This is a genomic window from uncultured Microbulbifer sp. (assembly GCF_947489355.1).
Lineage (GTDB): Bacteria > Pseudomonadota > Gammaproteobacteria > Pseudomonadales > Cellvibrionaceae > Microbulbifer.
The window spans coordinates 83,103-109,161 of the sequence record NZ_CANLDD010000004.1 but is presented as its reverse complement, the minus strand read 5'-3'; the positions used below and the strand labels follow the sequence as shown (position 1 = coordinate 109,161).

The following is a 26,059-nucleotide window of genomic DNA, read 5'->3' as shown; positions in this document are numbered from 1 at the left end:
GCATTGAAGCCCAGTTTTGCCCCGCCGACCTCCCTCCCCAAGGGGGTGGAGGCAGACGGGTTGTGGTGGCTGGTGGGGGTATGCGCCGCCGCAAACGGGCAGGCAGATTGGTGGATGGCTTCACAAAACCTTTATGCGGATGTCATCTGCCGGTCATGTCCGCGGGACAAAGTATGCCTGGGTAGGGAGCGGGCAACCTGAATTCTGAATGGTCGGCGACCTATCTGATTGTTGAGATTGCTTCGGGTCGGGAAAGGTGATGTACCCGTTGCAATCCCCGGCACGCCGGCATTTGCCGGCTTTACCCTCATAAGGTAGTGATGTTTCATTCTTTGTTTAATATTCGGGCCTTCCCCCTCTCCGGCTCCCTGCCAGGTACTATGCCCTCTGCTGACTAGAGTTATTGTCAATTCTGGTGTTCAACAAGCCTGATCAAGCAGCGCTCTGGTCGGCTGTTGGCACCTCCTCTCCATCCTTGAATTCCACCCCGATGATGACCTTGGCCAGGTAGTCAAAGCCCCGGAGTTTTCTCCATTTTCCCTCTGCACACATTCCCAGCTTGAACAGCATGTGCAGCATTCCCTCTCTCGACAGACAGCCTTTAGAGCGCTTCGTCCTATGTCGTATCGTTCCGAACGTCGACTCGATCGGGTTCGTTGTCCGGATGCTCTGCCAGTGTTTTGCCGGGAAGCCGTAGAAGCTCATCAGCTCCTCATGGTCTTTTAACAGGCACTCGGCAACTTTCGGGTATTTGGCTTCGTACGTCTTGACGAAAGTGTCGAATGCCTTCTCCGCATCGGTCCTTGTCTCAGCCTGCCAGATGTCGTGTAGGAAGCGCTTGACTTTCGGCTGGCACGACTTGGGCAGCTTGTTGAGCACATTGGCCGTCTTGTGTACCCAGCAACGCTGCTGGCGCGTCTTCGGGTAGGTCTCTTCCAGCCCCGTTCAGAACCCCATGGCACCATCGCCAATCGCCAGCTCCGGAGTGTTCATGCCGTGCTCCTTCAGCTTTCCCAGCACACCTTTCCAGCTCAGCGTCGATTCGCGTTTCCCATCTTCAATTGCCAGAAAGTGCTTTTCTCCACACTCGTTTACGCCAATGACAACCAGCGCACAGAGCTTGCTTTCTTCCGAGCGCAGGCCGCTGTATATGCCGTCTGCCCAGATGTACACCCAGCGATCTTTATCAAGTCGCTTGGTTCGCCAGGTATCGTATTCATTCTTCCACTGCCCCTTCAAGCGAACCACTGTGCTGGCTGATAGGTCCTTCGCTTCCGGGCCAACCAGTATCGACAGGGCCTCCTCCATCTCACCAGTTGAAACGCCCTTCAAGTATAACCACGGCAGCGCCGCCTCCAGCGAGCGGATCTTGCGCACGTATGGCGGCACCAAAGCTGAGCGGAAGGTTACTGGCTTACCGTCCTTGCTCCGGACCTTCGGCACTTTCACCGGGCCAATTCCGGTCTGTATATCACGCTCTGGCAGGTATCCATTGCGGACTACAGCCGCTCGGCCATCATCCAGGCGGCGGTTTTGAAACTCCTCCATGAAGGTCGACAGCTCTGCCTCCACTGCTTTCTGAAGCAGCTCTCGTGCCCCTCGACGTAATAGCTCAGTTAGCGGATCTACTGTCTCCTGTCGACCTGCAAACTCAACAACGGTATTCTTATCCATAGCAGCGTATTCCTGGTTGGTTGACTGTTTGGCGACAACAAATCAACCAGATACGCCGCTTTCTTTCAAACACCAGAATTGGTTATAACTCTGACTTCTGCACTATCACCGCTAGGTTTCCCTGTAGTGGCATAGTGAATTTGGCTACCCGTCCTGAAGCGCAAGTTGCAGGGCTTCCAGAACTACTTCGGTCTGCCAGATAACAGTCGAAGCTTGTCCCGTTTGTACCGCTATGTACTACACAGCATACACAAATGGCTCAACCAACGAAGTCATCGCAAGAGTTATAACTGGAATGATTTAAAGGAAATGCTGGGATATTTTAGGCTAAAGGCACCTCGGGTATACAAACGCAGTATACTTGTGGACTGGTATTAGGGTTTGTGCTTTACGCGAGCGATTATATTACTGAAGAGCCGGATGCGGTAGTTCCGCACGTCCGGATCTGAGTGGGGGTAGTTAGGGTAACCGGTTGTCCTACCACTACTGACTACCAATGGAGTATGTAGGTCCATATTAGAGCAAAGAAATTTTTGATAGCAAGAACTGTTATTCCAATTTTATTGTTTTTACCCAATCGGCCATGAGCTCTTATATGCTTTTTTCTGGGTAGGTTCAGCCAGGAGATAGAATGTATGCCGATGGTATAGTGCCAACCTATTTGGGGTCATTTCTCGTGACCACAGTTAGCTTTATTATCATCGGGCTGCTTATTTATGCTAATCACCGGTTAGTTAAATATGGTCCAAATACAAAGTCATAACCAATAAGGATATGTTGCGCCTGTCGCTGTATTGCAGAACCGAAACCTGTAAGATATCCTGATCACGTGTGTAGATGGCTTGAAAGGCTTCCCGGAAGCGATTGCTGTGGATACCCTGAAACCAAGGTTCAATTTTGCATCGTGTACATGGTGCGCAACTCGCTCAAATACGTTTCTTGGAAAGACTACTAGGCCGTTGCGGCCGATCTGAAAGGGATCTACGCAGCAGTCACGGAAGCCGCCGCACTGGCCGAACCTGATCACCTTGTTTGAGTATCCGCCGGAGATCCGAAAAGTGATCTATATCACTAACACCGTTGAGCCACTGAAAAGCGTTATCCGGAAAGCAACCAGGCAATGCAAAGTGTTCCCCTCGGACCACTCTGCGGTGAAAGTAGTGTATTTGGCGATGCAAGTTGCCGCGAAAAAATGGGCGATACCGATCCACAAATGGAAGCTGGCACTAAACTACTTTATGATCAAATTCAGCAACCGTTTCACCGATTATCAATAAGCAGTAGGGACGATTACATGGAATTATTTACACGTTCGGTTTTATCTAAAATTAAAGGTTTTCATCGGCCTGCTATCACCAACCAATCAAAAAAATAGCCTTAGTTAAAATTTTCAGAAAAAAACAACTACACGGCCAGGTGGCATGTGGATCTATAAAATCTGCTTTTTGTCAATCTTACCTACAGCGGTTACCGGTAGGCGTGAAAGCACATTTAGGCGCTCGGGTAATTTGAAAGCTGCCAATCCTCTTTCGGTCAAAAAGTCACGTAATGCTTGTAAGGTTATAGTTTTATCAGTGCATACAATCGCTACTCCAACTTGTTCGCCTAGGTCTTTGTCTGGCAAAGGTACCACAGCCGCTTGTTGTATGTTGGGGTGTGCAAGTAGGTGCTCTTCGATTTCCTCGCATGCAAAAATTTCACCTCCTCGATTTACAACATCTTTGAGCCGACCAGTAACAATAATATTGCCATCGGCCTGGATACGTACGCGATCTCCACTGCGATAAAAACCGCCGGAGGTAAAAGCGCTGCGGTTGTGCTTCTCGGCTCGGTAATAGCCTCTTAGTGTGTAGGGACCCCGAGTGAGCAGTTCCCCTTCGTCACCGGCGCCAACTTCTTGTCCTTGGTTATCGACTACTCTAAGTTCATCCAGCGGGCTCATGGGCCTGCCCTGAGTAGTGGCAACTACTTCATCTGTATCTCCGAGACGGGTATAACAAACCAGCCCTTCAGCCATACCAAAAACCTGTTGCAACGCGCCGGGAAATGCAGCCATTGCAGCTTGGGCATCGGTTTTAGCGAGCTTTGAACCACCAACTTGTAACAGATGTATGGAGCTTAGATCCGCTTCCTCCCAAGCGGTCGCTGCGGTCCAGACTTGGGACAAAGCCGGGACGAGCGCAGTAGCAGTTACACCGAAGCGCTCTATCAGTTCAAAGCATTGATCCGGGCTGGCATCTCGAGTGAATACCACTTGTCCCCCCATTGCCAGGGTGCCGAGGATACCGGGGCAGCCAAGTGGGAAATTATGTGCAGCAGGAAGTACGGCCAGATAAACCTCATCGCTTTGCAATTCGCAAGCGGCAGTGGCGCAGGCAATATTGTAACGATAATCGTTGTGACTGCGTGGAATCAACTTGGGGAGACCCGTTGTGCCGCCTGACACCAAGAACAAAGCCGGGGCATCGGGGTCAATGGGGGGGGGGGTAAATTGGCCCTTCCCTTTGGGTAAGGGTTCAAACGGATCCTTGTCATCTGCGCTGTATATGCCGCGCAGGGTTTTGGCTTGCTCAGCGATTTGCTCTATCATTTTGTGTCGGCTTGCATCCCCCTCAACACCGGAGGTGATATACACACTTGCGCCAGACAACTGGGCAAAATGACAGATTTCATTTTGGCGGTGTGCCGGTAAAGCCATCACTGGCACCAGTCCTGCTCGAAATATTCCGAGTAAGGTAGTGGCAAAACTGACCTGATTACTCCACTGGAATACCACGCGCTCCCCTGTGTTGAAACCTTTTGCCAGTAACCCTGCGGCAAAAAGGTCGGCCTCTTTAAGCAGTTCGGCGTAAGTTAGCTGGTGTGATAAATCACGAACCGCACAGCGGTCTGGCAAATTCCGGGCTGTGCGCGTAATCAGTTCCCAAATAGGTTGATTATCCCAAATTTTCTGTTGTTTGTAATGAAGTTCGATTTCTTCAGGGTGGGGCTTGAAACCGTTAAGTAAATCGTTATTCATTCTGATCTCCTGTAATTAGTAGCTGGAGCAGACTAATAAGACTCGGTACTATTTCACATTTCTAAATTTAAAAATAAAGGGTAGTATCTACTATCCAAGTCCTTTACCAAGATAGGTTTTATGTCCTGCGCCTGGCTAAATATTCCTCATCCCAAACCCAATGCAGCAATACAACTTTTGTGCCTGCCCCATGCTGGTGGTACTGCTGCACTGTACCGACCCTGGGTAAAGCTACTGCCGGATTCGATTGAATTGGTGCTGGTCTGTTTGCCGGGCAGAGAGCAGCGATGTAATGAGGTGATGCCCGCAGATATGCGGAGTTTAATCACCTTGTTGGGTAACGCAGTCACCCCTATTCTCGATCGCCCCTGGGCCGTATTTGGGCATAGTATGGGTGCAACAGTTGCTCATGAATTGATACTCTCCTTGCAGTGTCGAAACCTGTGTGGTCCTGAGCACTTGTTTGTGTCTGCCCGCAAGGCCCCTCAGTTTCAAGAAGGCGGAAACCAACATCAGCTGGATGACGATTCCCTGTGCCAACAACTCATACAACTTGGTGGAACTGCTCCCGAATTGTTAGAGATACCGGAATTACGGGCCTTGCTACTCCCGACACTACGCCAGGACTATCGTTTGATAGAAACCAGCAAGGTGTCCTCGGATCAACCTTTGAGTTGCCCAATCACAGCCATGTTGGGCCGGGATGATCCTGAGCTTACCCCTGATGATGCTCGTGGCTGGCAGCGGTGGACCAACTGTCATTTTCACATCTATGAATATACTGGCAATCATTTTTATTTGTCTCAAAGCCCCCATTTAGTGGTTAGTCACGTAGTAAAGCAACTGGGTCTAACTTAATTCTGCAAAAGATCGGACTTGTCAGGGAATCATCAATTAATTGCTACCTATCCTGCACGGACTCAACTAGTGATTGCTCTAAATACACTGCCGGGTGCACTTTTTTGCATCCGCGGTAAAAAATAACAACGAAATAGGGCATCTGAGGTGCTCTTGTCGCTCCATCAACCTGCTGTTTAAAGCTTTACGCTTACGCTTACTCTTACCGTTACAGGGTTCACCCTGAATCACTAATTTCGGGTGGAATGTAGATATCGTAGAGTCTCGTAATCATCAAATTTCTAAAAAGTCACTGCCCTCTGCTCTGATCAATCAGGCTATTCAAAATAATCTATTGATTTGCAAAAGGATATGTTATAACGTCACAACCTCAATGAAAAGATTGACTTTGGGGTGGTGGATTTTTAATGCAAGTAGCCAAGCTGCCAATGGATTGTGGAAACCTGAATGAAATCCGCCAGGGTTCCGATGCCGTAGACCGTGGGATGATCAGATTGGTGCAGCGACCTTTAGGTTATGGATTGACTGCCGCACAGCCCAAACCAGATGAAGCCAGTATTCCCGCTCCAGACCGGGTTGTGGCTAGGTTGATTGATCATCGTCACTGGGCTGGGGAAGAACAGTTAGGCGCCGATCTCACCTTCCAGGCCATCGATTGATTTGGCAATCAATATGATAATCATTATCATTTTCAAAAGCAATGGAAAGATCGGCTCTACAGTGATGGAGTTTTTATGCAAGCAGCCAGGTTGCCAATGGAATGTAAAAATCTGAATGAAATCCGCCAGGGCATCGATGCCATAGACCGCGAGATCATCAGGTTGTTGCAGCAACGTATGGGCTATGTATTGTCTGCCGCACAGTTCAAACCAGATGAAACCAGTATTTCCGCTCCAGACCGGGTGGTGGCTATGTTAATTGATCGGCGTCACTGGGCTGAGGAGGAAAAGCTGTGTGCTGACTACATAGAATTGCTATTTACCGACATTATTCGGTGGTTTATTAATCAGCAAACACTGCATTGGCGTAAAACTTATCGTGCGTCGATGGGAGAGGATGTATGACGGTGCGCTTTGAGTTTGCTGGCTTGAAGCAATGCTTGCAAGAAGCAAAATCCCGAGCGAAGCATCAGCAGTCTAAGGTGCTGGCATCATATTCATTGCCGTGCCACAGGCGCGATCCACTCGCACTGTTTGCGGCAAATTATCAATATGGACGCACCGTGAGCTTGTGGGGTACACCTTCTAGTGACTATTACTCCGTGGGTTTTGGTTCTGCCTGTGAGTTTAGCTGTGCCCCTGGAGGATCCTGGTCCGAAATCCAAGCTAGCTGGCAAAAGCTGTTGGTGTCCTCGGTGGTGATCGGAGACCATCAACCGGTTTTGTGTGGCGGATTTGCCTTTGATTGCCAGAGAGCGCCGTCACCACTCTGGAAAGATTTTCCCCCAGCCGTATTGACACTGCCTGAGCTGACCCTTTTTTGTGAAGAGAACCGCAGCTATCTGGTAATCAACTTGATGGTTAGCAGTCAAACGGATTGTGGTCTTGCTGCTGAGCGAGCATATGCGCAGTGGCAAAGTATTTTATCCTGCGCCTTAACAACGCCTAACAATGACAGTTTATTGCTGGAGGAGGTTGATCTTTACAACAGTAATACTGATCCAGTGGTTTGGCAACAGTGTGTCGTTGATGCGGTTGCGTCCATCAAGCGGAATGAATTGCAAAAAGTGGTCCTTGCACGCTCGGACTCACTAGCCCTGAATTGTTGTCCTGGGGATATTCTCGAATACCTGAGAGATCACTATCCCGGCGCTTTCCTGTTTGCTTTTGCACGGAAAAAGAGTTGCTTTCTTGGTGCGTCACCCGAGCGTTTGGTCGCTTGTAAAGATGGGCGTATTAGCACGGTTGCCCTGGCGGGCAGTGCCCCAAGGGGAAAGGGCCCGGGCGAAGATGATAAGTTGGGATTATCTTTGCTCAACAGTGATAAAGACCGCTTTGAGCATCATTTGGTGGTGTGTCACCTCCTTTCCATTTTACGCAAGCATTGCCAGAGTGTATGGGTATCAGACCAGCCCGAGCTTTGTAAATTGAAGCAGATTCAGCATTTGCTGACGCCATTATATGGCTGCGCTAAGCAAGGGGTAAATCTATTGGAGGTTCTATCCGATTTACACCCAAGTGCCGCAGTGGGAGGCCTGCCGAGGCAAAAAGCACTGGAGTATATCCGCAAAAATGAAAACCTGGACCGCGGTTGGTACGCTGGGCCAGTTGGCTGGTTAGATGCCAGGGGGGAAGGGGAGTTTGCCGTTGCATTGCGCTCTGCGCTTTTAACCCAAGGCAGGGTGACACTGTTTGCCGGTTGCGGCCTCGTTGAAGCCTCCCTTCCTACCCACGAGTATCGTGAAAGTTGTATCAAAATGCGTGTTATCCGAGACGCAATAAGGAGCGTATCTCTTGTCGCCGAAGCCGCAGAATAAATCAGAGCCAATCAGTCCGGCCAGTTTGTTAAAGGATTTAGTTTGTCAGGCTATTGATGCCGATATTAATGGCATTCATCCGCAGGCTGACTTAATTGCACTGGGGCTCAACTCAGTACAAATCATGAAGATAGCTGGCCAATTAAGGCAGAAAAAGATCAAGGTAAAATTTGCTGATCTTATCGCGGTGCCTCAATTGGAAGCCTGGCTTTCTCTACCTCAGTTGGCTACTGGAACTGAAGAAAGTACCAGTGAACATTTATCTGTGCTGGGAGCCTTTGATGAAGGCACTCCCTTTGATTTGGCACCGATGCAACATGCCTATTGGATTGGACGAGACCCGAATCAATATTTAGGGGGCGTTGCCGCACATTTTTATCATGAGTTTGATGGCCAGGAAGTAGTACCTGATCGATTGGAACAGGCTGTGCGCTCCCTGTTCGAGCGGCATGGGATGCTGCGTGTTTAAATCCTCGATGATGGTCGACAACAGATTCCCGCTGAAGTGAGCTGGCCCGGTTTAAAGGTTCATGATTTCAGGCATCAGGCTGCCGCAGAAGCGGAGCAGAGTCTTATCGCTGTTAGGGAGCAACTCTCCCATCGGCAGCTGGATATATTGCAGGGCGAGGTTTTTGATGTACAGCTCTCATTGTTACCTACGGAATTAAAAGCTGGCGGCACACGCCTGCATATTAATCTGGATATGGTAGCTGCAGATGCCTTTAGTCTGCGCGTGTTACTGAATGACTTGGCCAAGCTCTACCTGGAACCAGAGCAGTCACTGGTACCGCTGAGTTACAGTTATCCGCGCTACCAGGCTGATCGCAGCGCTCTTCACTCAAAGGAAGAGCGGCAGGCTGAGAAGCTGCGGGCTAAGGCGCACTGGCAGGATCGCCTGGCAGATTTGCCCGGCGCTCCTCAATTACCCACTGCAATAGGTATTGAGTCTAAAGACACTCGTCGCGTTGTTCGTCGCCACTATAGTCTGTCTGCTGATCGGAAAAACCAGCTAGCGGAATTTGCGAGTCGTCACGGTATTACTTTATCCATGACCCTGGCAGCGGCGCTTGCGGAAGTGCTTACGGTCTATAGCGAAGAGTCAGATTTCCTGCTGAATCTCCCCCTGTTCGACCGGGAATCCCTGCACCGGTATGTCAACTCTCTGGTAGGAGACTTTACTTCTTCGATCTTGCTTGCCTGGCAGGGCAGCCAGAGTGGAACCTTTGTTGAGCATGCACAGCGTTTACAACACAACTTCCGTCAGGATGTAGCGCACGGGAGTTATTCCGGCGTAGAGGTGCTGCGTGACCTCAGCAGGCAACAGGGACAAACGGTGTTTGCGCCGGTCGTCTTTACCAGTGCGCTTGGGTTGGGAGAATTATTTGGCGAGTCAGTTCGCAGTGCCTTTGGAGATGTCAATTGGATTATCTCCCAGGGGCCACAAGTGTGGCTGGACGTACAGGTTATGGAACTCAAAGGTGGCCTGTCCGTAAACTGGGATGCACGGGAAGCTGCTTTTGCTCCCGGCGTCCTGGATGGCATGTTTGCCGCCTTTACGCAGTTACTGGAATGCCTGATCGGCAGCCCGGAATTCTGGGCCAAGCCCATACCATCGCTGCTGCCAGCGGAGCAAAAGCACCAGCGCGAGCAGGTAAATTCCACAGCCAAGCCATACCAGTCTCACCAATTACACGAACATTTTTTTAGCAATGCTAAAAACTGCCCTGAAGCAGTGGCTCTCTATTGGAACGGTGAACAAATCCGTTACGGGGAGTTGGCCCACAGTGCTTTGGCGATGGCCGCGTATTTACAGCTTCAAGGTGTTGAGCCCGGTGATTTGGTCGGTATTTTATTACCCAAGGGGCCGGAGCAGATTATTGCAGCCTTGGGCGTATTAGCGGCAGGAGCGGCTTATCTGCCGCTGGGTATAGACCAGCCACCGTTGCGTAGAGAGCGCGTACTCAAACTTGCTGGAGCCAAGCTGGTTATAGATAACTTGTCTGTGCTCTCCGGTGTCGCGCCTTTATCCCAGCCTGTCGTGGGAGAGGCAAAAGATCTCGCCTATACCATTTTTACCTCTGGCTCCACCGGTGAACCCAAGGGCGTCGAAATTAGTCACGGGAGTGCCTGGAACACCATAGCAGACATTAACGCGCGCTTTTCGGTTAGCGAAAATGATCGAGTGCTGGCCGTATCGGCATTGGATTTTGACCTTTCCGTTTACGATATTTTTGGGCTCTTGTCCGCCGGCGGTGCACTGGTATTGGTTGAAGAGGAATCCCGGCGGGACGCTGAGCGCTGGCATCAGTTGGTGTGCCAACATGGCGTAACGGTTTGGAATACAGTACCGGCGCTTTTGGATATGCTGCTCACCACGGGTGGTGATACTCCAGCTGGAGAGCTGCGCCTGGTATTAAATTCTGGTGACTGGATCAGCCTCGACCTGCCGGAACGATTAAAGCGCGTAAATCCCGGTTGCCGCTTTATGGCTTTGGGTGGCGCCACTGAAGCTTCTATTTGGTCGAACAATTTTGAAGTCAAAGAAGTTGATTCCTCTTGGCGATCTATTCCCTATGGTTACCCCCTAGCCAACCAGCAATTCAGAGTGGTGGATGCCCTGGGGCGCGATTGCCCTGACTGGGTGACAGGGGAGTTGTGGATCGGTGGTGCTGGCGTTGCTTTGGGGTATCGCAGTGCTCCCGGTATCACCGCAGCCCGTTTTGTGACAGACGAAGGCGAGCGCTGGTACCGCACCGGAGACTTGGGCCGCTATTGGCCGAACGGGTGCCTGGAGTTTTTGGGCCGCGCCGATAATCAGGTCAAGGTGCGTGGACACCGCATTGAACTCGGCGAGATTGAAGCGGCACTGACCGCACACAAAGGGATTGCGCAAGCGGTTGCATTGTTGACTCAGCGAGGTGTGGTTGCGGTTGTCGCTCTGGAATCCAAATTATCGCAAGGGAATATCAATCCAGAAAAGTGCTTTGTTGATTTGCAACAGTTGCAGGAACCCTTGAACGACCTGCGTGAATTCCTGAGCCAACGATTGACCAGCGCCATGCTGCCCAGTGAGCTTTGCTGTCTCGCTGAAATACCCCTTACCGCCAATGGCAAAATTGATCGCGGTGGCTTACAGCAGTTTGCCGATGAATCCCTGTCGCAGCACCAGGCAAAGCAGAACCCACCGCAAGGTAAATTAGAGCAGCAGGTGGCTGCCGCCTGGTGCAAATTCCTTGATGTTACCGATATAGCGCGGGACGATAACTTCTTCGCACTTGGGGGTGACTCCCTGTTAGCAACCCGTGTTGTGCGAGACCTGCGCGAGTCTGGCTTTACAGGTGTCACACTGTCGGAATTGTTTAGCCAGCCCAGCTTGGCCGACTTTGCTGCGATATTAGTTCAAGATCCAACTGAGAACCCACAGCGAAACAAAGGTACTAACGAAATTGCTGCCACACAGTGGCAATCGGATAAGGCCAACCGGTACGCCGCTTTTGAACCTACCGATGTTCAGCGGGCCTATTGGCTGGGAAGGGACCCAGAATTTGTTTTGGGTGGTATCGGTTGTCACTTTTACCGCGAATACGACGTTGTTGATCTCGATCTGGAGCGTTTGGAGTCCGCGCTAAACGCGATGATTGCCCGCCATGAAATGCTGCGGGCTGTATTCGACAGCGAAGGTCGACAGCGCATCCTTGCCGATGTGCCGAGATTTTCCATTGATGTTACAGAAGTAGACAGCGATCCAGCTTCTGCTTTTGCGCAACTGCGACAGGAATGCGCGGAGCAGGTATTTGAGCCCAGCAGGTGGCCACTGTTTGATGTTCGTGCGGTGCGCTGTGGCCGCAATACCCGATTGGCTATCGGTTTGGATAATTTAATTCTCGATGCCTTCAGTATTCTGCTGTTTTACCGAGAGTTAAATATCCTCTATCAGAGTCCCGGTATTGATCTACCTTCTATCGAACTCTCTTTCCGCGATTATGTGCGCATTGTATTGCCACAAACGACCGCCGTATTTGATAGTGATCTTCCAGAAGGTCCCCTGGCTACCGCAAAAACTTTTTGGCAGCACAAATTATCGGAGCTGCCTCCCGCGCCTCAGCTACCCATTGTAAGGGAGCCGGCATCCATTGAGCGCCCGCACTTTGTGCGTCATCAACAGCATATTGATAAAGATACCTGGCAAAACCTGGTTGCGCGCGCGGCTGAGCAGGGAATCACGCCTTCGAGCCTCCTTTTAACGGCTTTTGCCGAAGTGCTTAGTCGTTGGAGCAGTCGCCCCGACCTGAGCTTGAACCTTACTTTGTTTGATCGCCGTGAAGTTCACCCGGATATCTATCGAGTGATGGGGGATTTCACCTCCCTGACCCTGGTGGGTTACCGGCCAGAGGCCGGTGACAGCTGGTTGGTGCGAGCGAAAAAAATACAAGGGGAAGTTGGCGCGGCCCTGGAACATCGCGATATTTCCAGTGTTAGCCTGATGCGGGAATTAGCCCGCCGGCAGAGCGACGCGGAAGCCACAATGCCCGTGGTTTTCACCAGTGCACTGGGTATTCCCGGTGGTACAGCGGCATCGGAAAATGGACCTCTGCGGGAACCCATCTGGGCCCTGACACAAACGCCGCAAGTCTGGTTGGATCACCAGGTGGTCGAAGTCGAGGGTGGCGTTTTCTTAAATTGGGATGTGGTTGAAGCGCTTTTCCCAGAGGGGATGTGCGCGGAAATGTTCCAGACCTATATCGGCTTGCTCCAATGGACGGGTGAGGCTGAATGGGATTCCACACCGCCTGATTTATTACCCAGTGCTCAACGAGAACTGAGAACCCAGCTTGAAAAGCGTATCGCAATTAATCCAACGGATAACTTGTCGCAGCGATTTTTCCAGCAGGCAAAAGCGAATCCCGAGAATATCGCCTTGTATTGGGGAGACGAAAATTCCCTGAGTTATGGCGTCCTGGCAGAGCGTGCTTTGCGCATCGCTGCCTGGTTATTGCAAAGCCAGGTTTCATCTGCCGAGGTAGTGGCCGTCAACCTGCCCAAAGGGCCCGACCAGATTGCCGCTGTTTTGGGGGTACTCGCAGCGGGAGCCGCTTATTTACCTGTCGGTATCGATCAACCGCAGGCAAGGCGTGAGTCAATGTTACGCCGTGCCGATGTAAAAGTGGTACTCGACAAAAGCGCAATTCAACAGGCCGAACAGTTCGCTTCTATTGGTGAACCGATTGCAACAGAAGCTGAGCAACTGGCTTATATCATTTTCACTTCCGGCTCCACAGGCGAACCCAAGGGCGTCGAAATCAGTCACAGTGCCGCCTGGAATACCATTGCGGATATCAACGAACGCTTCTCTGTTGATGAAAATGATCGTGTACTGGCCATTTCAGCCCTGGATTTTGACCTCTCTGTTTACGATATCTTTGGACTGTTATCGGTAGGCGGTGCACTGGTATTGATTGAGGAAGAGGACCGGCGGGATGCTGAGCGCTGGCATCAACTGGTATGTCACTACGGCATCACCATCTGGAATACGGTACCGGCGCTACTGGATATGTTACTCACTGTCGGTGCCGGTACACCGCCTGGCAATTTGCGTTTGGTATTAAATTCCGGCGATTGGATTGGCCTGGATTTACCCCAGCGATTAAAACAAATACAGCCCGATTGCCGTTTTATCGCACTGGGTGGCGCCACTGAAGCTTCTATTTGGTCTAACAGTTTTGAAGTTGTAGAAGTCGACCCAAGCTGGCACTCGATCCCGTACGGATACCCCCTGGCCAACCAGAAATTTAGGGTGATGGATACCCAGGGGCGCGACTGCCCTGACTGGATAACGGGTGAGCTGTGGATCGGTGGTGATGGTGTCGCCATGGGCTATCGCGCGGCACCCGAGTTGACCGAAGTGCGCTTTGTTACGATCGATGGTGAGCGCTGGTATCGCACTGGGGATCTTGGGCGCTACTGGCCCAATGGATGTCTGGAATTTTTGGGGCGCGCCGATAGCCAGGTGAAGGTCCGTGGCCATCGCATAGAGCTGGGTGAAGTCGAAACCGTATTCAATCGTCAGATGTTTGTGCAGCGTGCCCTGGTGCTGGCCACAGAACAACAGCTGGTTGCTGCCGTTGTGCTCAAACCTGAATGCCCTTCAACTCTTAGTACGGATGACTTGCGCGAGTACCTTAGTCTCCATCTTCCGTCTTATATGGTCCCGGATCTCATAGTGACTTTGCCGGAAATGCCCCTGAGTGCTAACGATAAATTGGATCGGGCTTCAGTATTAAAACTCGTGAATGCGGTGGAAAAACCGCAACAGGAAAAAGCGGCTGAACTGGTAACGGATAACGAGCGCCTGGTAGCACTGATCTGGCAGGAACTTCTTAACCTGCCAGCCATAAACCGCGATCAAAATTTCTTTGAATTGGGTGGCGATAGTTTATTGGCAACCCGGTTTATCGACCGCCTAAAGCAGCAACATCGTATGCTGCTTCCCCTCAGACGTTTATTCGCCTCCCCGAGACTGACAGATGTTGCCGGTGCCCTAAGTGCAATGGAACGACTAGAGAGTATTGATGCGGAGTGGGTGGAAGAGGGGGTGATATGAAGTTGTTGAACCACTTATTTGTCAACGATTGGACGGAGTCTTAACCCCATGGCGGCTATGGAACTGATCGACGAACTACAAGGGCTTGGGGTGGAACTCTGGACCGAGTCCGAACAACTGCGTTTTCGCGCGGCCAAAGGCCTGCTGACGGAGCGGCACAAGCAGAGGCTGCGGGAACACAAATTACAAATTATCGAAATACTGAACGCGGCTCAATCAGTCGCTGGCAACGACCAGGGTTTGGGAGTGGTGGTCGAGGCCGACGTGGAAAATCGGCATGCGCCTTTCCCTTTAAGCGATGTGCAGACCGCCTATCTGTTGGGGCGGCAAAATGCATTTGGCTATGGGGGCGTTGCTTGTCACGGTTACCTGGAGCTGGAATACCCGGGATTAAACCCAAAAGGCTTGCAGGAAGCCTGGAACCAATTGATTGAGCGTCACCCAATGTTGCGGGTGGTTATCGAGCAGGAGGGATACCAGCGGATTCTCCCCCAAGTGCCACACTACCAAATGCAAAGCCAGGACCTCACCGGTTTGGACGAAGAGGACCTGGAGCTTGCCTTGGAATCGGTGAGAGATGAACTGGGCCACCGCAACTACACCATTGGTGAGTGGCCCATGTTCGAGCTGCGTCATACCCGCACAGATAAGGGTCATATAGTACATTTCTCTATGGATGCACTGATCGCGGACTGGGCCAGTGCGGGCATTTTATTTAATGAGCTCGATCTCCTGCTGTCTCACCCGAGCGCAGTCCTGCCAGCACTGGAAATTGATTTTCGCGATTACCTGCTGGCCGAACGAAGTCTATTGGACAGCCAGGGCTACCAAAATGATCGTCGCTATTGGTTGGATCGCCTTGAGCAACTGCCGCCGGCACCTGAGTTACCGGTATTGCCGCCCGCTTCAGAGGCGGAATCTGTACGCTTTGATCGCCACCACTATCGCCTGGACACGGCGCACTGGCAGACCCTGAAGCAGCGAGCCGGTACTGCCGGCTTGACCGCGTCGGTAGCTGTGCTGGCTGCCTACGGGGCGGTATTGCAGCGGTGGAGCCGCCAGCCATGCTTTAGCCTAAGTCTTACCTTATTGAATAGGCTGTCCTTACACCCTCAGGTTAACCAGCTGATCGGTGATTTTACTTCGGTCAGTGTGTTGGCGATTGGTGATTCCAATGGAAAAACCTTTCGAGATTGGGCGGCTGGCATTGGCGAGCAGCTGTTTAGTGATATTGATCACCGCTTGTTCTCCGGTGTGGAAGTACTGCGGGAAATGTCCCGTGCGCGAGGACCCGAGGCCGCATTGATGCCGGTGGTATTTACCAGTGCTATTGGCCTGGGAGATACCGAAAAACCCGCTAGCGGTAGAAAGTCCGGCAGAGGAATTACCCAGACACCGCAAGTCACCCTGGATTGCCAGGTGAGAGATGATGCCGAAGGTCTGGAAATTAACTGGGACGTGCGCCAGGGCGTTTTTCCATCGGGCTTGGTAGAGGATATGTTCGCGGCCTTTACCGGCTTGTTGAATGAGCTTGCTGCTGGCGGCGACGGGCAATGGCTTGGCCAGTCTCCGGTTTCTTTACCCGAGTGGCAGCAACAGGAAAGGCATCAGGTTAATCAAACCGATGGACCTGTTCCTTCAGAGTTATTGCATCAGGGCGTATTTGCACAGGCTGCGGCAACGCCGGCAGCTACCGCCATTATTGATAGCAATGGCAGTGTGAGTTATGGCAACCTGGCGAAAAAAGCGGCGGGTATCGCCAAATCGCTCACCAAAGAAGGTTTCCAGCTGGGTAGCCGCGTAGCCATTGCAATGCCGAAAGGGCGAGAGCAAATAGCGGCGACCCTCGGTGTGCTCCTGGCCGGTGGTATCTATTTGCCACTGGACGCGGCACAACCGGAAATACGGCTCAATAAATTGTTGCTCAGTGCAGAGGCGGAATATGTCCTGACACTCAGCGACCTCGCCAGCCAAATTAAGTGGCCATCAGAAGTGCAGGTGATCAGTGTTGATACCCTGGCACCTGAAACTGAGATTCCGGTAGCCAGTAATGGCGACCCCGAGCAGCTGGCTTATGTTATCTACACCTCCGGTTCTACCGGCGAACCCAAAGGTGTGATGATTAATCATCGGGCCGCTTTAAATACGGTGCTGGATATTAATCGCCGCTTCGAAGTGAGCCCGGGCGATCGTATTTTGGGTTTGGCCCAACTCAGTTTTGATTTGTCGGTCTACGATATTTTTGGCTCCTTGGCAGCCGGTGCGATTTTGGTGTTGCCCGATCCGGCCCGCGGTGCAGACCCTTCACATTGGGCGGAGGTCATGGATGAGTACCGGGTGACATTGTGGAACTCTGTCCCCGCGCAGTTGCAAATGCTGGCCACCTATCTGGATACAGAGCCTCGGCCGCTGTCCGAATGGCGATTGGCAATGCTATCGGGGGATTGGATTCCGGTTACTTTACCGGAACATATCAGGCGCCATGTGCCCGCACTCAATCTGATCGGCATGGGTGGGGCTACAGAAGCTGCAATCTGGTCTAACTACCACCGTATTGAGCGAGTCGATCCCGCCTGGAGCAGTATTCCCTATGGCGTGCCGCTGACGAACCAGGGCTTCCGGGTGCTGGATAGCCAGTTGCGCGATGCCCCTGTGTGGGTGGCGGGTGAGCTGATGATTACTGGCCTGGGATTGGCTGATGGTTATCTCGGTGATGCGGCCCTCTCTGAACAGAAGTTTTTCTCTCATCCAGTGGACGGCCAGCGCCTTTACCGCACTGGCGATTTGGGTTGTTACTTACCCGGAGGTGAACTCGAATTCCTGGGCCGTGAAGACGGGCAGGTAAAAATTCGCGGGCACCGTATCGAACTGGGAGAAGTGGAGTCTGCATTATTGGCCCACCCCGCAGTATCAACAGCAACGGCGGTGATTGAGAAGAAAGAGGGCGATTCGCGAGCGGATTTAAATCTGTTGGGCTTTGTGGAAAGTCGCTGCTTGGATGATACCGAGCCGGCGGTTATCGATCCCGAGCTGGTAAATTCAGTGCGTCAGTTTGCGCACTACCAGGCCGGTGAGCCGGAAGCTGTCAGTGTCGGCGACTATGTGCAGGCGCTTGAAGAAGCGGCCCTGTTGTCGATGCTTCACGGCTTGATGGGCCTGGGGGCATTTACAGATTGCGAGCAGGGATACAGTGCAGAAGAAATTCTTTCACTAGCGGAAGTCCATGAAAAGCATCACTGGCTGGTGCGTCGTTGGTTGGACCTTCTCGTTCAGGCAAAATTGCTCAGCTTATCCACTATCAGCGCCGCTGCTGAGGAAAAATACACGCGTACCCAGGCAGTCGACATCTCTGCTGTTGACGAAGCGTGGAAGCGCGTTGAGCAGGGAATTGAAAGCGGTTTTTGTAATCGGGAATTCCTGCAATATCACCGGAATCATGTCGAGTTATTACCCCAGTTATTAGCGAATCAACAAAACCCGTTTGAATTGTTGTTCCCCCAGGGCGACCAGCAGGTGGCTTTGTCCCTCTATCGGGATGACCTTATTGCCCGCTATAACAATGCCGCGGTTGCCGCATTAATTAACCGCATTGCCGCCCAGAGCGATAGAGGGTTAACGGTTCTTGAGTTGGGCGCTGGCACAGGGGCTACCAGTGCATCGGTTATTCCCATGTTGGATGGATATGACGTTGACTATCTATTTACCGACATGACCGCATTTTTCCTGACTGAGGCTCGCCGTCAATTTAAAGAATGGCCTTGGGTGCGCTTCGGGTTAATGGATCTCAATTCAGACTATCGCGCCCAGGGTTTGGCACCCAATAGTGCAGATGTCATTTTATGTGCTGGGATGCTCAACAGTACCCGAGATCCAGACGCGGCTATCGCCAGTGCTGTCGAATTGCTGGCGCCCGGAGGCTGGTTAATCCTGACTGAGCCAACGGTGGATCACGCCCATATCTTACTCACCCAGGGTTTTATGATGGACCCCGCCGGCGATGATCGCGCTTGTGGTGCGACCAAGTTCCTGTCTATCGAAAAATGGCAATCGCTGTTAAAAGCCCATGGTGCCGGCCAAGTGCTCTGCCTGCCGGAAGATGAGCATCCTTTGTCGGCTTTTGGCATGAACTTATTGGCCGCGCAGATGAAAACTGATCGGCAATATTTGAGTGCCGGGAAATTGCGGGACTTTTTAGCGAATAGATTGCCCGCGCATATGGTGCCCGCCCATTTACAAGTTCTCGACCAGCTGCCGCTCACCGCCAATGGCAAAGTCGATCGTAAAATGCTCGCCGGTTGGCGCCCTGCGACTGGTGACGCACAAGAGGCTGCCCACTCAGAACAGATGGACCCTTTGGAAACGGCTCTGTGCAAGCTCTGGGCTAATGCACTGGGCCTCGATAATGTGGGCCGACAGGACAGCTTTTTCGATCTCGGTGGTGACTCGCTGATTATGGCGCGGGTTGCAGGGCGCTTGTTGGAAGAGATTCCCGAGGCAAAATCGTTTACTTACGACGCCTTGTTGCGCCACATGCTCAATGGACCGACGGTTGCTGCATTGGCCAGAGCACTGAGAGTCGAGCCGGATGCCGCTGCGGAGGAACAGGCAGACACGGATAGCGACAATCTGGTTGCAACTACCCGCGAGGGCAGCAACTCCTTGATGGTTCCTTTCAGTCATAAGGGCGAGGGTAAAGGGGTATCTAAAGAAGAGGCGCCGGTACGGATTATGTTCCATGCGGCCCTGGGTACCCTGGATTATTTCCAGCACCTGGGCAAAGCGCTTGCGGCCCAGGATTTGGGCCCGGTCATTGGAATTGCCGTCGCCAATACAGAAACGTATCTGTCCATTGATGCCAAAGAGTTAATCGAGCGCACCGCCGATGATTACGCACAAAGAATCATCGACGAGGGCTATCAGCGTTGCCAGTTAATTGGTTACTGCCTGGGCGGCCTGCTGGCGACGGAAGTTTCGCGGAGATTGCTGGAGCGCGGTGTCGATGTGATTGACCTGAGCTTGATCGACAGCATTCCAATGTTTGTCGATACCGATGAAGAGCTGGCTTTTGAAGCGATTTTTGCTCCCAATCTAAATCTCGACCCGGTAAAAGCGGTATTTGGTGAGCATATCGAGAGCGAAGATATTTCCCGCGCGATCGAGACCTTAATGCAGAAACACAACGGTCGTGTTCCCGCCGGTGCAATGGCAGAACTCGATGGTGATGCCGGGCTTAAAGCGGTCGCTGAAGCCGTGCGGCAACGCTCACAACTGACCCAGGAACAGCGCCTGACCGGTTACACCGAGTTGGCCTCTGCCCAGGCGGGTGTGCCGGTTGAAGCCGCGATGATACCGGGGCTTTTCCGGGTGTGCCGACACAGTATGCGCGCTGCCTGTTTTGATCTGCCTCCCTATATTGGCGATATGACCTACTTGCGCTGCCAGGAAGAGCAATCCTTCGGTGTCACCGCCGGCGTAGGCCATATGGCTGCGCCTTATTGGCAGGATGTTTGTCTGGGTGATTTTGAATTAATTGATGTGCCGGGCAATCACTTCAGCGTGATGGAGCCGCCGCAGGTTGCCACTGTCGTTGAGCACTTGGCAAAACCATTACAGCGCGGTAAAGCGGGCAAATAAATGGCTGAGTACATTTCGCCAAAGTCCAACCTGCGGGAACTGATGCGTCCATTTCGTGGCCTCGTGTGGCTGGGGGTGGCGCTCGGTGCCTGTGGTGCGCTCACTTCTTTGATCCCTTTTATCGGTATCGTTGAGCTGGCTCGCCTGTTCCTGGCGCCCGATATCAGTGGTATCGCCGATGCGATTACTCCCGTTGTATTCGCGATAGTTGCCGGGCTGGCGATGGGGTGGATCTGCACCGTGATCGGTTTGTGGTTAACCCATATTGCAGACCAGCGTATGCAGGCGGAACTGCGACGGGCCCTGGTGCGGAAATTGGGACAGGTGCCCCTGGGTTGGTACAGCGAACACACCTCCGGCGCGGTGCGCAAAGCGGTGCAAGACGACCTTGATGATCTTCACCATATGGTTGCGCACCACCAGGTGGAGTTGGCCGCTGCGTTTGTACTGCCACTGGCGGGCCTGGGTTATTTAACCTGGCTCGACTGGCGCTTGGCCCTGTTGGCAGTACTTACCCTGCCAGTTTATCTGGTGTCCTACGCCTGGATGATGCGTGGTTTCGGGGAAAAAATGCAGCAGCTGGATAAGGACTTTGCTCGGGTCAGTGCTGCGATTGTCGAATTTGTTCACGGCATTGCGGTGGTTAAGGTTTTCTCGCAAACCGGCCGCGCTCACAGAAATTACCAACAGGCCGTCGAGGATTTCAGCCGCCGTTACACGGGCTGGGTGACACCGCTTGTCCGTTTGGAGGCCGTAACCTCTCTGGCCTTGTCGGTGCCAGTCATTATGTTGGTGAGTTTGTCTGGGGGAGCTTGGCTGGTGGTGAATACAGCCATTCAGCCGATTGATGTTCTCGCAACAACGCTGATCGCCGTGATAATTCCCCAGACCATTCTCACCTTGAGCCAGGGGCTGACGGCCCAGCAAAAAGCCAAAGCTGCCGCAGGCAGGATCGATCAATTATTGGAGGTTGAGCCCCAGGCTGTTACCTCTGAACCCAAAGAGCCCAAAGATGCAGGGCTGCTCTTTAAGCAGGTCGGTTTTGCCTATACCCAGGATCGGCCGGTCTTAAGCGATATTACTTTGCGCTGTCGCCCCGGCTCGATCACAGCATTGGTGGGGAGTTCCGGTGCCGGGAAATCCACCCTGGCCAAGCTGGTGCCTCGTTTTTATGACGTGACCCAAGGTGCTGTACTCCTGGGGGACGTCGATGTCCGTGATATTGCTCCAGAAAATTTATATCGACATGTGGGTTTTGTACTTCAGGAGACCCAGCTGTTGGCTGGCACTGTGGCAGACAACCTGCGCCTTGGGCGCCCGGATGCCAGTGACCAGGAGCTAGAGGATGCAGCGCGCAGTGCCTGCATTCATGAACATATTTTAAGTTTCCCCCAAAGTTACCAGGCGGTTATTGGCAAGGAAGCCTTTTTTTCTGGTGGAGAAGCGCAGCGCCTAAGTATCGCGCGCACGCTTTTAGCAGATGCCCCTGTGTTGATTTTGGATGAAGCCACAGCCCATGCCGATCCGGAGTCCGAAGCTCAAATTCAGCAGGCATTATCCTGCCTGGTGCGCAATCGCACGGTACTGGTGATCGCCCATAAGCTGCACACCATCACCGGTGTCGATCAGATTGCGGTCCTGGACGGCGGCCGCTTGGTTGAATGTGGAAGTCACCGACAATTGTTGGCCGAAGGCAAGCACTACGCGGAATTATGGCGTTTGTACAACAGTGCCGAACAGAGTGAAAAAGCAATGAGTGATGAGGCTCAGGTTACTAGCGGGGTCTCATCATGATTCGCAGTTTGCTCGCCATTCTAGGACCTGCGCATCGCCGTGAAGTTGGCATTTATGCAGTATGGCTTCTCGCCTATGGGGTTTTGCAGGGAATCGCGGTGACACTTCTGGTGCCTCTGCTCAGTGCACTGTTGGCCTCTGAGATGGAGGCGGTTGGGTTCTGGCTGATTGCCCTGTTTTCAGTTGTCGCAATTGCCTGTATAGCCCGCTACCAGCAAACCGTTAAAGGAGCGGCGCTGGCCATCCTGGTATTGAAAACCCTGCACAATCGATTGGGGGAACACCTCTCTCAACTTCCCCTGGGTTGGTTCAATTCCGAAAGAGTCGGTCGTTTATCCCGCAGTGCAACCGGGGGCACCTTGATGGTGACCAACGTATTTGCGCATCTGTTACCCCCTGTTGTCAGCGGTGTTGTCACTCCACTGACAGTGGGGGTGGCAATGTTGTGGTTTGACTGGCGACTGGGGCTGACCGCTTTGTTGTTTGTGCCCTTGATTTATATTGGCCACCGCTGGTCCGCCCAGTGGATAGGCGCCATGGAAACGGAAGTGGATGCTGCCGGTGCCCGCGCCAGTAACCGGGTAGTGGAGTTTGCCCGCAATCAAGCGGTACTCAGGTCTTTTGGCAAAAATGTCAGCGGTTACCCCCCACTGGAAGAGGCGATTGCCGGACAAAGCAGAGCCGCTGGGTCCATGTTACGGCAGACCTTCCCCCGTTTGTTTGCCGGGGGATTTATGGTGCAACTCGCCTTTGCAGCAGTGATTGCCGTGGGCATTTGGCTCACGCTCAATCAACAACTTCCCCCTATTGAATTGGTGGCTTTGCTAGCTTTGGCGGCCCGATTTACCGGTCCTCTGGCGGAACTCGCCGGGCGCAGTGGTCTGCTGCGCATGGCCGGTAATGATTTACGCAGACTGGCCGCTATTCTTTTTGAGCAACCGCTACCTCAGCCATCCAAATCTCAGCCATTTACCGAGCAGATCGGATGGGTTGAATTTTCAATTGTGAATTTCAGCTACGAGCCGGGACAACCGGTATTGGAGGATCTTTCCTTTAGGGTTTCTCCGGGCACAACTACAGCGATAGTCGGCGCATCAGGCTCCGGTAAAACCACCATCACCCGTTTGTTGCTGCGTTTTTTTGATGCCGACCAGGGCCAGGTAAAAGTGGGCGGGGTGGATGTGCGGCAACTGCGCACAGAAGATCTGATGCGGCAAGTCTCTATCGTTATGCAGGATGTGTATCTGTTCAGCGACACCCTGGAAGCGAATATTCGTTTGAGCTGTCCCGAAGCCAGTCAGGAAGAACTGGAAAGCGTGGCGAAACTGGCTGGAGTGGATGAGATTATCGAGCGCTTGCCGCAGGGGTGGCAGACCCAGGTAGGGGAGGGGGGCGCTGCACTTTCCGGTGGCGAACGCCAGCGGGTTTCCATCGCCCGCGCCCTATTAAAAGCCGCACCGATCGTTGTACTGGATGAAGCGACAGCGGCGCTGGACCCGCGCAATGAAAAATACCTGAACAGCTCCCTGAGGCAGTTACAACAGGGTTCCACTCTTATTGTGATCGCCCATCAATTGTCCACCGTGATGAATGCGGACCAAATTATCGTACTTGATGCAGGTACTGTGGCCGAGATTGGAAATCACCGGGAATTGTTATCCCAGCAAGGCCTTTACACACATTTTTGGCATCAGCGCAGTCGTGCAACTGGCTGGCAACTGGTTGAGACCGATACGGAGGTGAGCTTGTGACAATTGCGATTTTAGGTGGCTACGGCGATGTGGGCGCAGCCGTTACCGGCTATTTACAGTCCCTGGAAGTGGGCCCTTTGCGTATCGGTGGTCGCAATGCAGATAAACAGCCTCTATCCAGTAATTCAGTTGTTTCTTATCAGGCCGTGGACTACCTGGATGCTGCTTCACTGGATCAGTTTGTATCCGGCTGTAAAGTCCTGATTAATTGCGCAGGACCTTCACATTTAATTGGCGACAGGGTTGCCAAGGCTGTGGCACAAGTGGGGGCAGCCTATATCGATGTTGCTGGCGATGAGGCTCTCTATGAGCAACTCGATTCATCCTATTACCAGAGCCGTGGATTGATTGCAGTTTTATCCGCCGGCTTACAGCCGGGGCTGAGCAGCTTGCTACCACGCTGGCTGGCAGAGCAGGAGTTTTCGCAGGTAGAGAGCCTGGCCAGTTATTTCGGCCTGCGCGACCGGTTTACCGATGTCGCCGCCGATGATTATTTGCAAGGCGCCAACGAACAGCACAGCAAGCCCTTAGCGGCCTGGCGTAAAGGTTGCAGGGTAAATGGTTTGCTGAAGCGCCGCTCCGATGTGGAACTGCCGTTTTTTCCAGACAAAGCCACGGTTCTCCCCTATTTAAACAGTGAAAGCGAGCGTTTGGCCCGGGACTTATCCCTCTCTGAAGGCAATTGGTATAACGCAATTACCGGCTCTCATATTTTGTCGGCCTTTAATAGCGCCCATGGTTTGAGCCGCGATGAAGCGCGGGCAGCGCTGTGTCGGGCCAGTGAACTGGATCTGGCGGGGCGCCATCCTTATGTGGTCCTACTTTTGCAGCTTACCGGTAGATACAACGGGCAAGAGCGCACTCGCACGGCCGCGTTGCGGGGCACGGGCAATGCAGATCTAACAGCAGCGATAGCCGCAGTTACCACTATGGCTGTACTTCAAGATGAAATCCCTGCGGGTTGCCACTACTGCGCCCAAGTATTGCCGCCGGGATCAGCGATGGAGCGTATGTCGGAGATTGGGGCATTCAGTTTTTTAACCACCCTGGAAACAAGTATTGAAGATATGGAGTGCCTTGAGGAGGGAGCCATTTGAAAAACCTAACACCTCCAACTGCCAATACCGTCCATGAGGCTGGGCTGGCAGCTCTACCTGCTGAGCTGACGGTAGACAGTGGTTTGGCGCAACTGCCTGGTGCAATGCAGAGGCTGGAATTCATCAGCCTGTGGGCGATTATGGAGTTGCTTTCTTCCAGCGGCGCGTTGACCGCCGAAGATGTCGGGCGCAGCAGTGACGAAATTATTAATACACTGGGTGCCGCTTCCCGACACCACTGGCTGGTTCGCCGCTGGCTGGTGGCCTTGGTTGAACGGGAGTTTTTGAAGCTCAGTAATGGCAACTACTCCTGGGAAAAAATTCCCGAGAGTGCAGCCGGGGCAGATAAATTACCGGAGGCCTACGATGCGTTGGGATTTCCCCCCGAAATGGCTCAGTCTCACCAAAAGCTCCTCACGCATTTGGCGGAGCTGGTGCGAGATCAGGTCTCCATTAATCAACTGCTGTTCGAGAATGGAGAAATACTAACCGCATTGGCCGCTTACCAGAACAACTGGTTTACGACTTATCTCAATTATGCGGCGGCAAGCATTGTAAAACAGGCTGTTAAACCCGGTCCTATGTTAAGAGTGCTCGAATTAGGCGGTGGAGCGGGTCTAACCACTGCTGCAATTTTAGATAATCTGGCCGGCAGGCCGATTAATTATCGCTTTACGGATATATCGCCTCTATTCACCACCGCTGCCCAGAAGAAATTCCGCAATCACATCGGTTTGCGTTGCAGCCTGCTCGATATCAATGCGGATTTCACTGCGCAGTCAATCCCAGCAGCCAGCACCGACATTGTTGTGGCTGGCAATGTTTTACACAACGCCGCTCATATTGGTCAGACCCTTCAGCGTATTCGTCGTTCTCTGGTCAATGGTGGCTGGCTGTTGTTTAGCGAATCCACTCGGGAAAACCATGCCATGTTAACGGCAATGCAGTTTCTTCTTTCCCCCGCAGAATCGGAGCCTCTGCTGGGGAGTGAAGACCGGCGAGGAGGGACCGACCAGGTGTTTATCGACAGCAAAGCATGGCAGGAAGAACTGGTTGTGGCCGGCTTTGAGATTAAGTGCTTCTTACCTTCATCGACATCGCCATTATCGGTCGCGGGTCAAACTCTATTTTTTGCGATAGCTGTTTAAGGAGCTG

Annotated in this window: 13 protein-coding genes and 2 pseudogenes; 13 read left to right on the top strand and 2 right to left on the bottom strand. The window is 52.6% G+C overall.

Translation table 11 applies throughout. From position 1 onward, the window contains the following. Positions 1-432: 432 nt before the first annotated feature. Positions 433-1,674 (bottom strand): annotated as a pseudogene (locus tag Q1A48_RS03725) (IS256 family transposase). A 165-nt stretch (positions 1,675-1,839) separates the two neighbouring features. On the opposite strand from Q1A48_RS03725, the gene Q1A48_RS21745 reads away from it, so the two are divergent. Both Q1A48_RS21745 and Q1A48_RS03720 read left to right on the top strand, forming a co-directional pair. Next, positions 1,840-2,052, top strand: coding sequence for a hypothetical protein (locus Q1A48_RS21745; RefSeq protein ID WP_366523373.1), 213 nt, complete (start codon positions 1,840-1,842; stop codon positions 2,050-2,052). A 395-nt stretch (positions 2,053-2,447) separates the two neighbouring features. Next, positions 2,448-2,951, top strand: a pseudogene (locus Q1A48_RS03720) (transposase); the annotation flags it as partial. A gap of 152 nt (positions 2,952-3,103) precedes the next feature. Here the strand turns inward: Q1A48_RS03720 and Q1A48_RS03715 are convergent. Continuing rightward, on the bottom strand, positions 3,104-4,693 hold the full coding sequence (locus Q1A48_RS03715) for an AMP-binding protein (RefSeq protein WP_299941386.1): 1,590 nt from the start codon (positions 4,691-4,693) through the stop codon (positions 3,104-3,106). A gap of 120 nt (positions 4,694-4,813) precedes the next feature. On the opposite strand from Q1A48_RS03715, the gene Q1A48_RS03710 reads away from it, so the two are divergent. The 11 genes from Q1A48_RS03710 (at position 4,814) to Q1A48_RS03660 (ending at position 26,052) form a co-directional block, all read left to right on the top strand. Then, the gene (locus Q1A48_RS03710) at positions 4,814-5,551 is read left to right on the top strand and encodes an alpha/beta fold hydrolase (protein WP_299941384.1); all 738 of its coding nucleotides are present in this window, start codon (positions 4,814-4,816) and stop codon (positions 5,549-5,551) included. A 407-nt stretch (positions 5,552-5,958) separates the two neighbouring features. After that, positions 5,959-6,210 carry a hypothetical protein gene (locus Q1A48_RS03705; protein WP_299941382.1) on the top strand — a complete coding sequence of 84 codons (252 nt, stop codon included), beginning with the start codon at positions 5,959-5,961 and terminating at the stop codon, positions 6,208-6,210. A gap of 75 nt (positions 6,211-6,285) precedes the next feature. Beyond that, positions 6,286-6,615, top strand: coding sequence for an isochorismate lyase (locus tag Q1A48_RS03700; protein ID WP_299941380.1), 330 nt, complete (start codon positions 6,286-6,288; stop codon positions 6,613-6,615). Beyond that, a complete protein-coding gene (locus Q1A48_RS03695) occupies positions 6,612-8,027 on the top strand; it encodes an isochorismate synthase (protein ID WP_299941377.1) in 1,416 nt (471 codons plus the stop codon). Before Q1A48_RS03700 ends, Q1A48_RS03695 begins: the two co-directional genes overlap by 4 nt. After that, positions 8,005-8,496 (top strand): phosphopantetheine-binding protein, encoded by a 492-nt coding sequence (locus Q1A48_RS03690; RefSeq protein ID WP_299941374.1) that lies wholly within the window; start codon positions 8,005-8,007, stop codon positions 8,494-8,496. Before Q1A48_RS03695 ends, Q1A48_RS03690 begins: the two co-directional genes overlap by 23 nt. Positions 8,497-8,532: 36 nt before the next feature. Continuing rightward, entirely contained in the window at positions 8,533-14,628 is a 6,096-nt protein-coding gene (locus Q1A48_RS03685) for a non-ribosomal peptide synthetase (RefSeq protein ID WP_299941371.1), read from the top strand. Positions 14,629-14,676: 48 nt separating this feature from the next. Next, positions 14,677-20,262, top strand: a complete 5,586-nt coding sequence (locus Q1A48_RS03680; RefSeq protein ID WP_299941368.1) for a non-ribosomal peptide synthetase — start codon at positions 14,677-14,679, stop codon at positions 20,260-20,262. Next, entirely contained in the window at positions 20,263-22,056 is a 1,794-nt protein-coding gene (locus tag Q1A48_RS03675; RefSeq protein WP_299941365.1) for an ABC transporter ATP-binding protein, read from the top strand. Further along, positions 22,053-23,807, top strand: coding sequence for an ABC transporter ATP-binding protein (locus Q1A48_RS03670; protein WP_299941362.1), 1,755 nt, complete (start codon positions 22,053-22,055; stop codon positions 23,805-23,807). The genes Q1A48_RS03675 and Q1A48_RS03670 overlap by 4 nt, the downstream gene beginning before the upstream one ends. Then, positions 23,804-24,904 carry a saccharopine dehydrogenase NADP-binding domain-containing protein gene (locus Q1A48_RS03665; RefSeq protein WP_299941360.1) on the top strand — a complete coding sequence of 367 codons (1,101 nt, stop codon included), beginning with the start codon at positions 23,804-23,806 and terminating at the stop codon, positions 24,902-24,904. Before Q1A48_RS03670 ends, Q1A48_RS03665 begins: the two co-directional genes overlap by 4 nt. Next, on the top strand, positions 24,901-26,052 hold the full coding sequence (locus Q1A48_RS03660) for a class I SAM-dependent methyltransferase (RefSeq protein WP_299941357.1): 1,152 nt from the start codon (positions 24,901-24,903) through the stop codon (positions 26,050-26,052). The genes Q1A48_RS03665 and Q1A48_RS03660 overlap by 4 nt, the downstream gene beginning before the upstream one ends. Positions 26,053-26,059 lie beyond the last annotated feature (7 nt).

Bases quoted from the DNA above. Each gene is read 5' to 3' on its own strand.
- Q1A48_RS03710 (WP_299941384.1), top strand. From the start codon at position 4,814: ATGTCCTGCGCCTGGCTAAATATTCCTCATCCCAAACCCAATGCAGCA.
- Q1A48_RS03675 (WP_299941365.1), top strand. From the start codon at position 20,263: ATGGCTGAGTACATTTCGCCAAAGTCCAACCTGCGGGAACTGATGCGT.
- Q1A48_RS03715 (WP_299941386.1), bottom strand. From the start codon at position 4,693: ATGAATAACGATTTACTTAACGGTTTCAAGCCCCACCCTGAAGAAATC.
- Q1A48_RS03700 (WP_299941380.1), top strand. From the start codon at position 6,286: ATGCAAGCAGCCAGGTTGCCAATGGAATGTAAAAATCTGAATGAAATC.
- Q1A48_RS03670 (WP_299941362.1), top strand. From the start codon at position 22,053: ATGATTCGCAGTTTGCTCGCCATTCTAGGACCTGCGCATCGCCGTGAA.
- Q1A48_RS03705 (WP_299941382.1), top strand. From the start codon at position 5,959: ATGCAAGTAGCCAAGCTGCCAATGGATTGTGGAAACCTGAATGAAATC.
- Q1A48_RS03695 (WP_299941377.1), top strand. From the start codon at position 6,612: ATGACGGTGCGCTTTGAGTTTGCTGGCTTGAAGCAATGCTTGCAAGAA.
- Q1A48_RS03680 (WP_299941368.1), top strand. From the start codon at position 14,677: ATGGCGGCTATGGAACTGATCGACGAACTACAAGGGCTTGGGGTGGAA.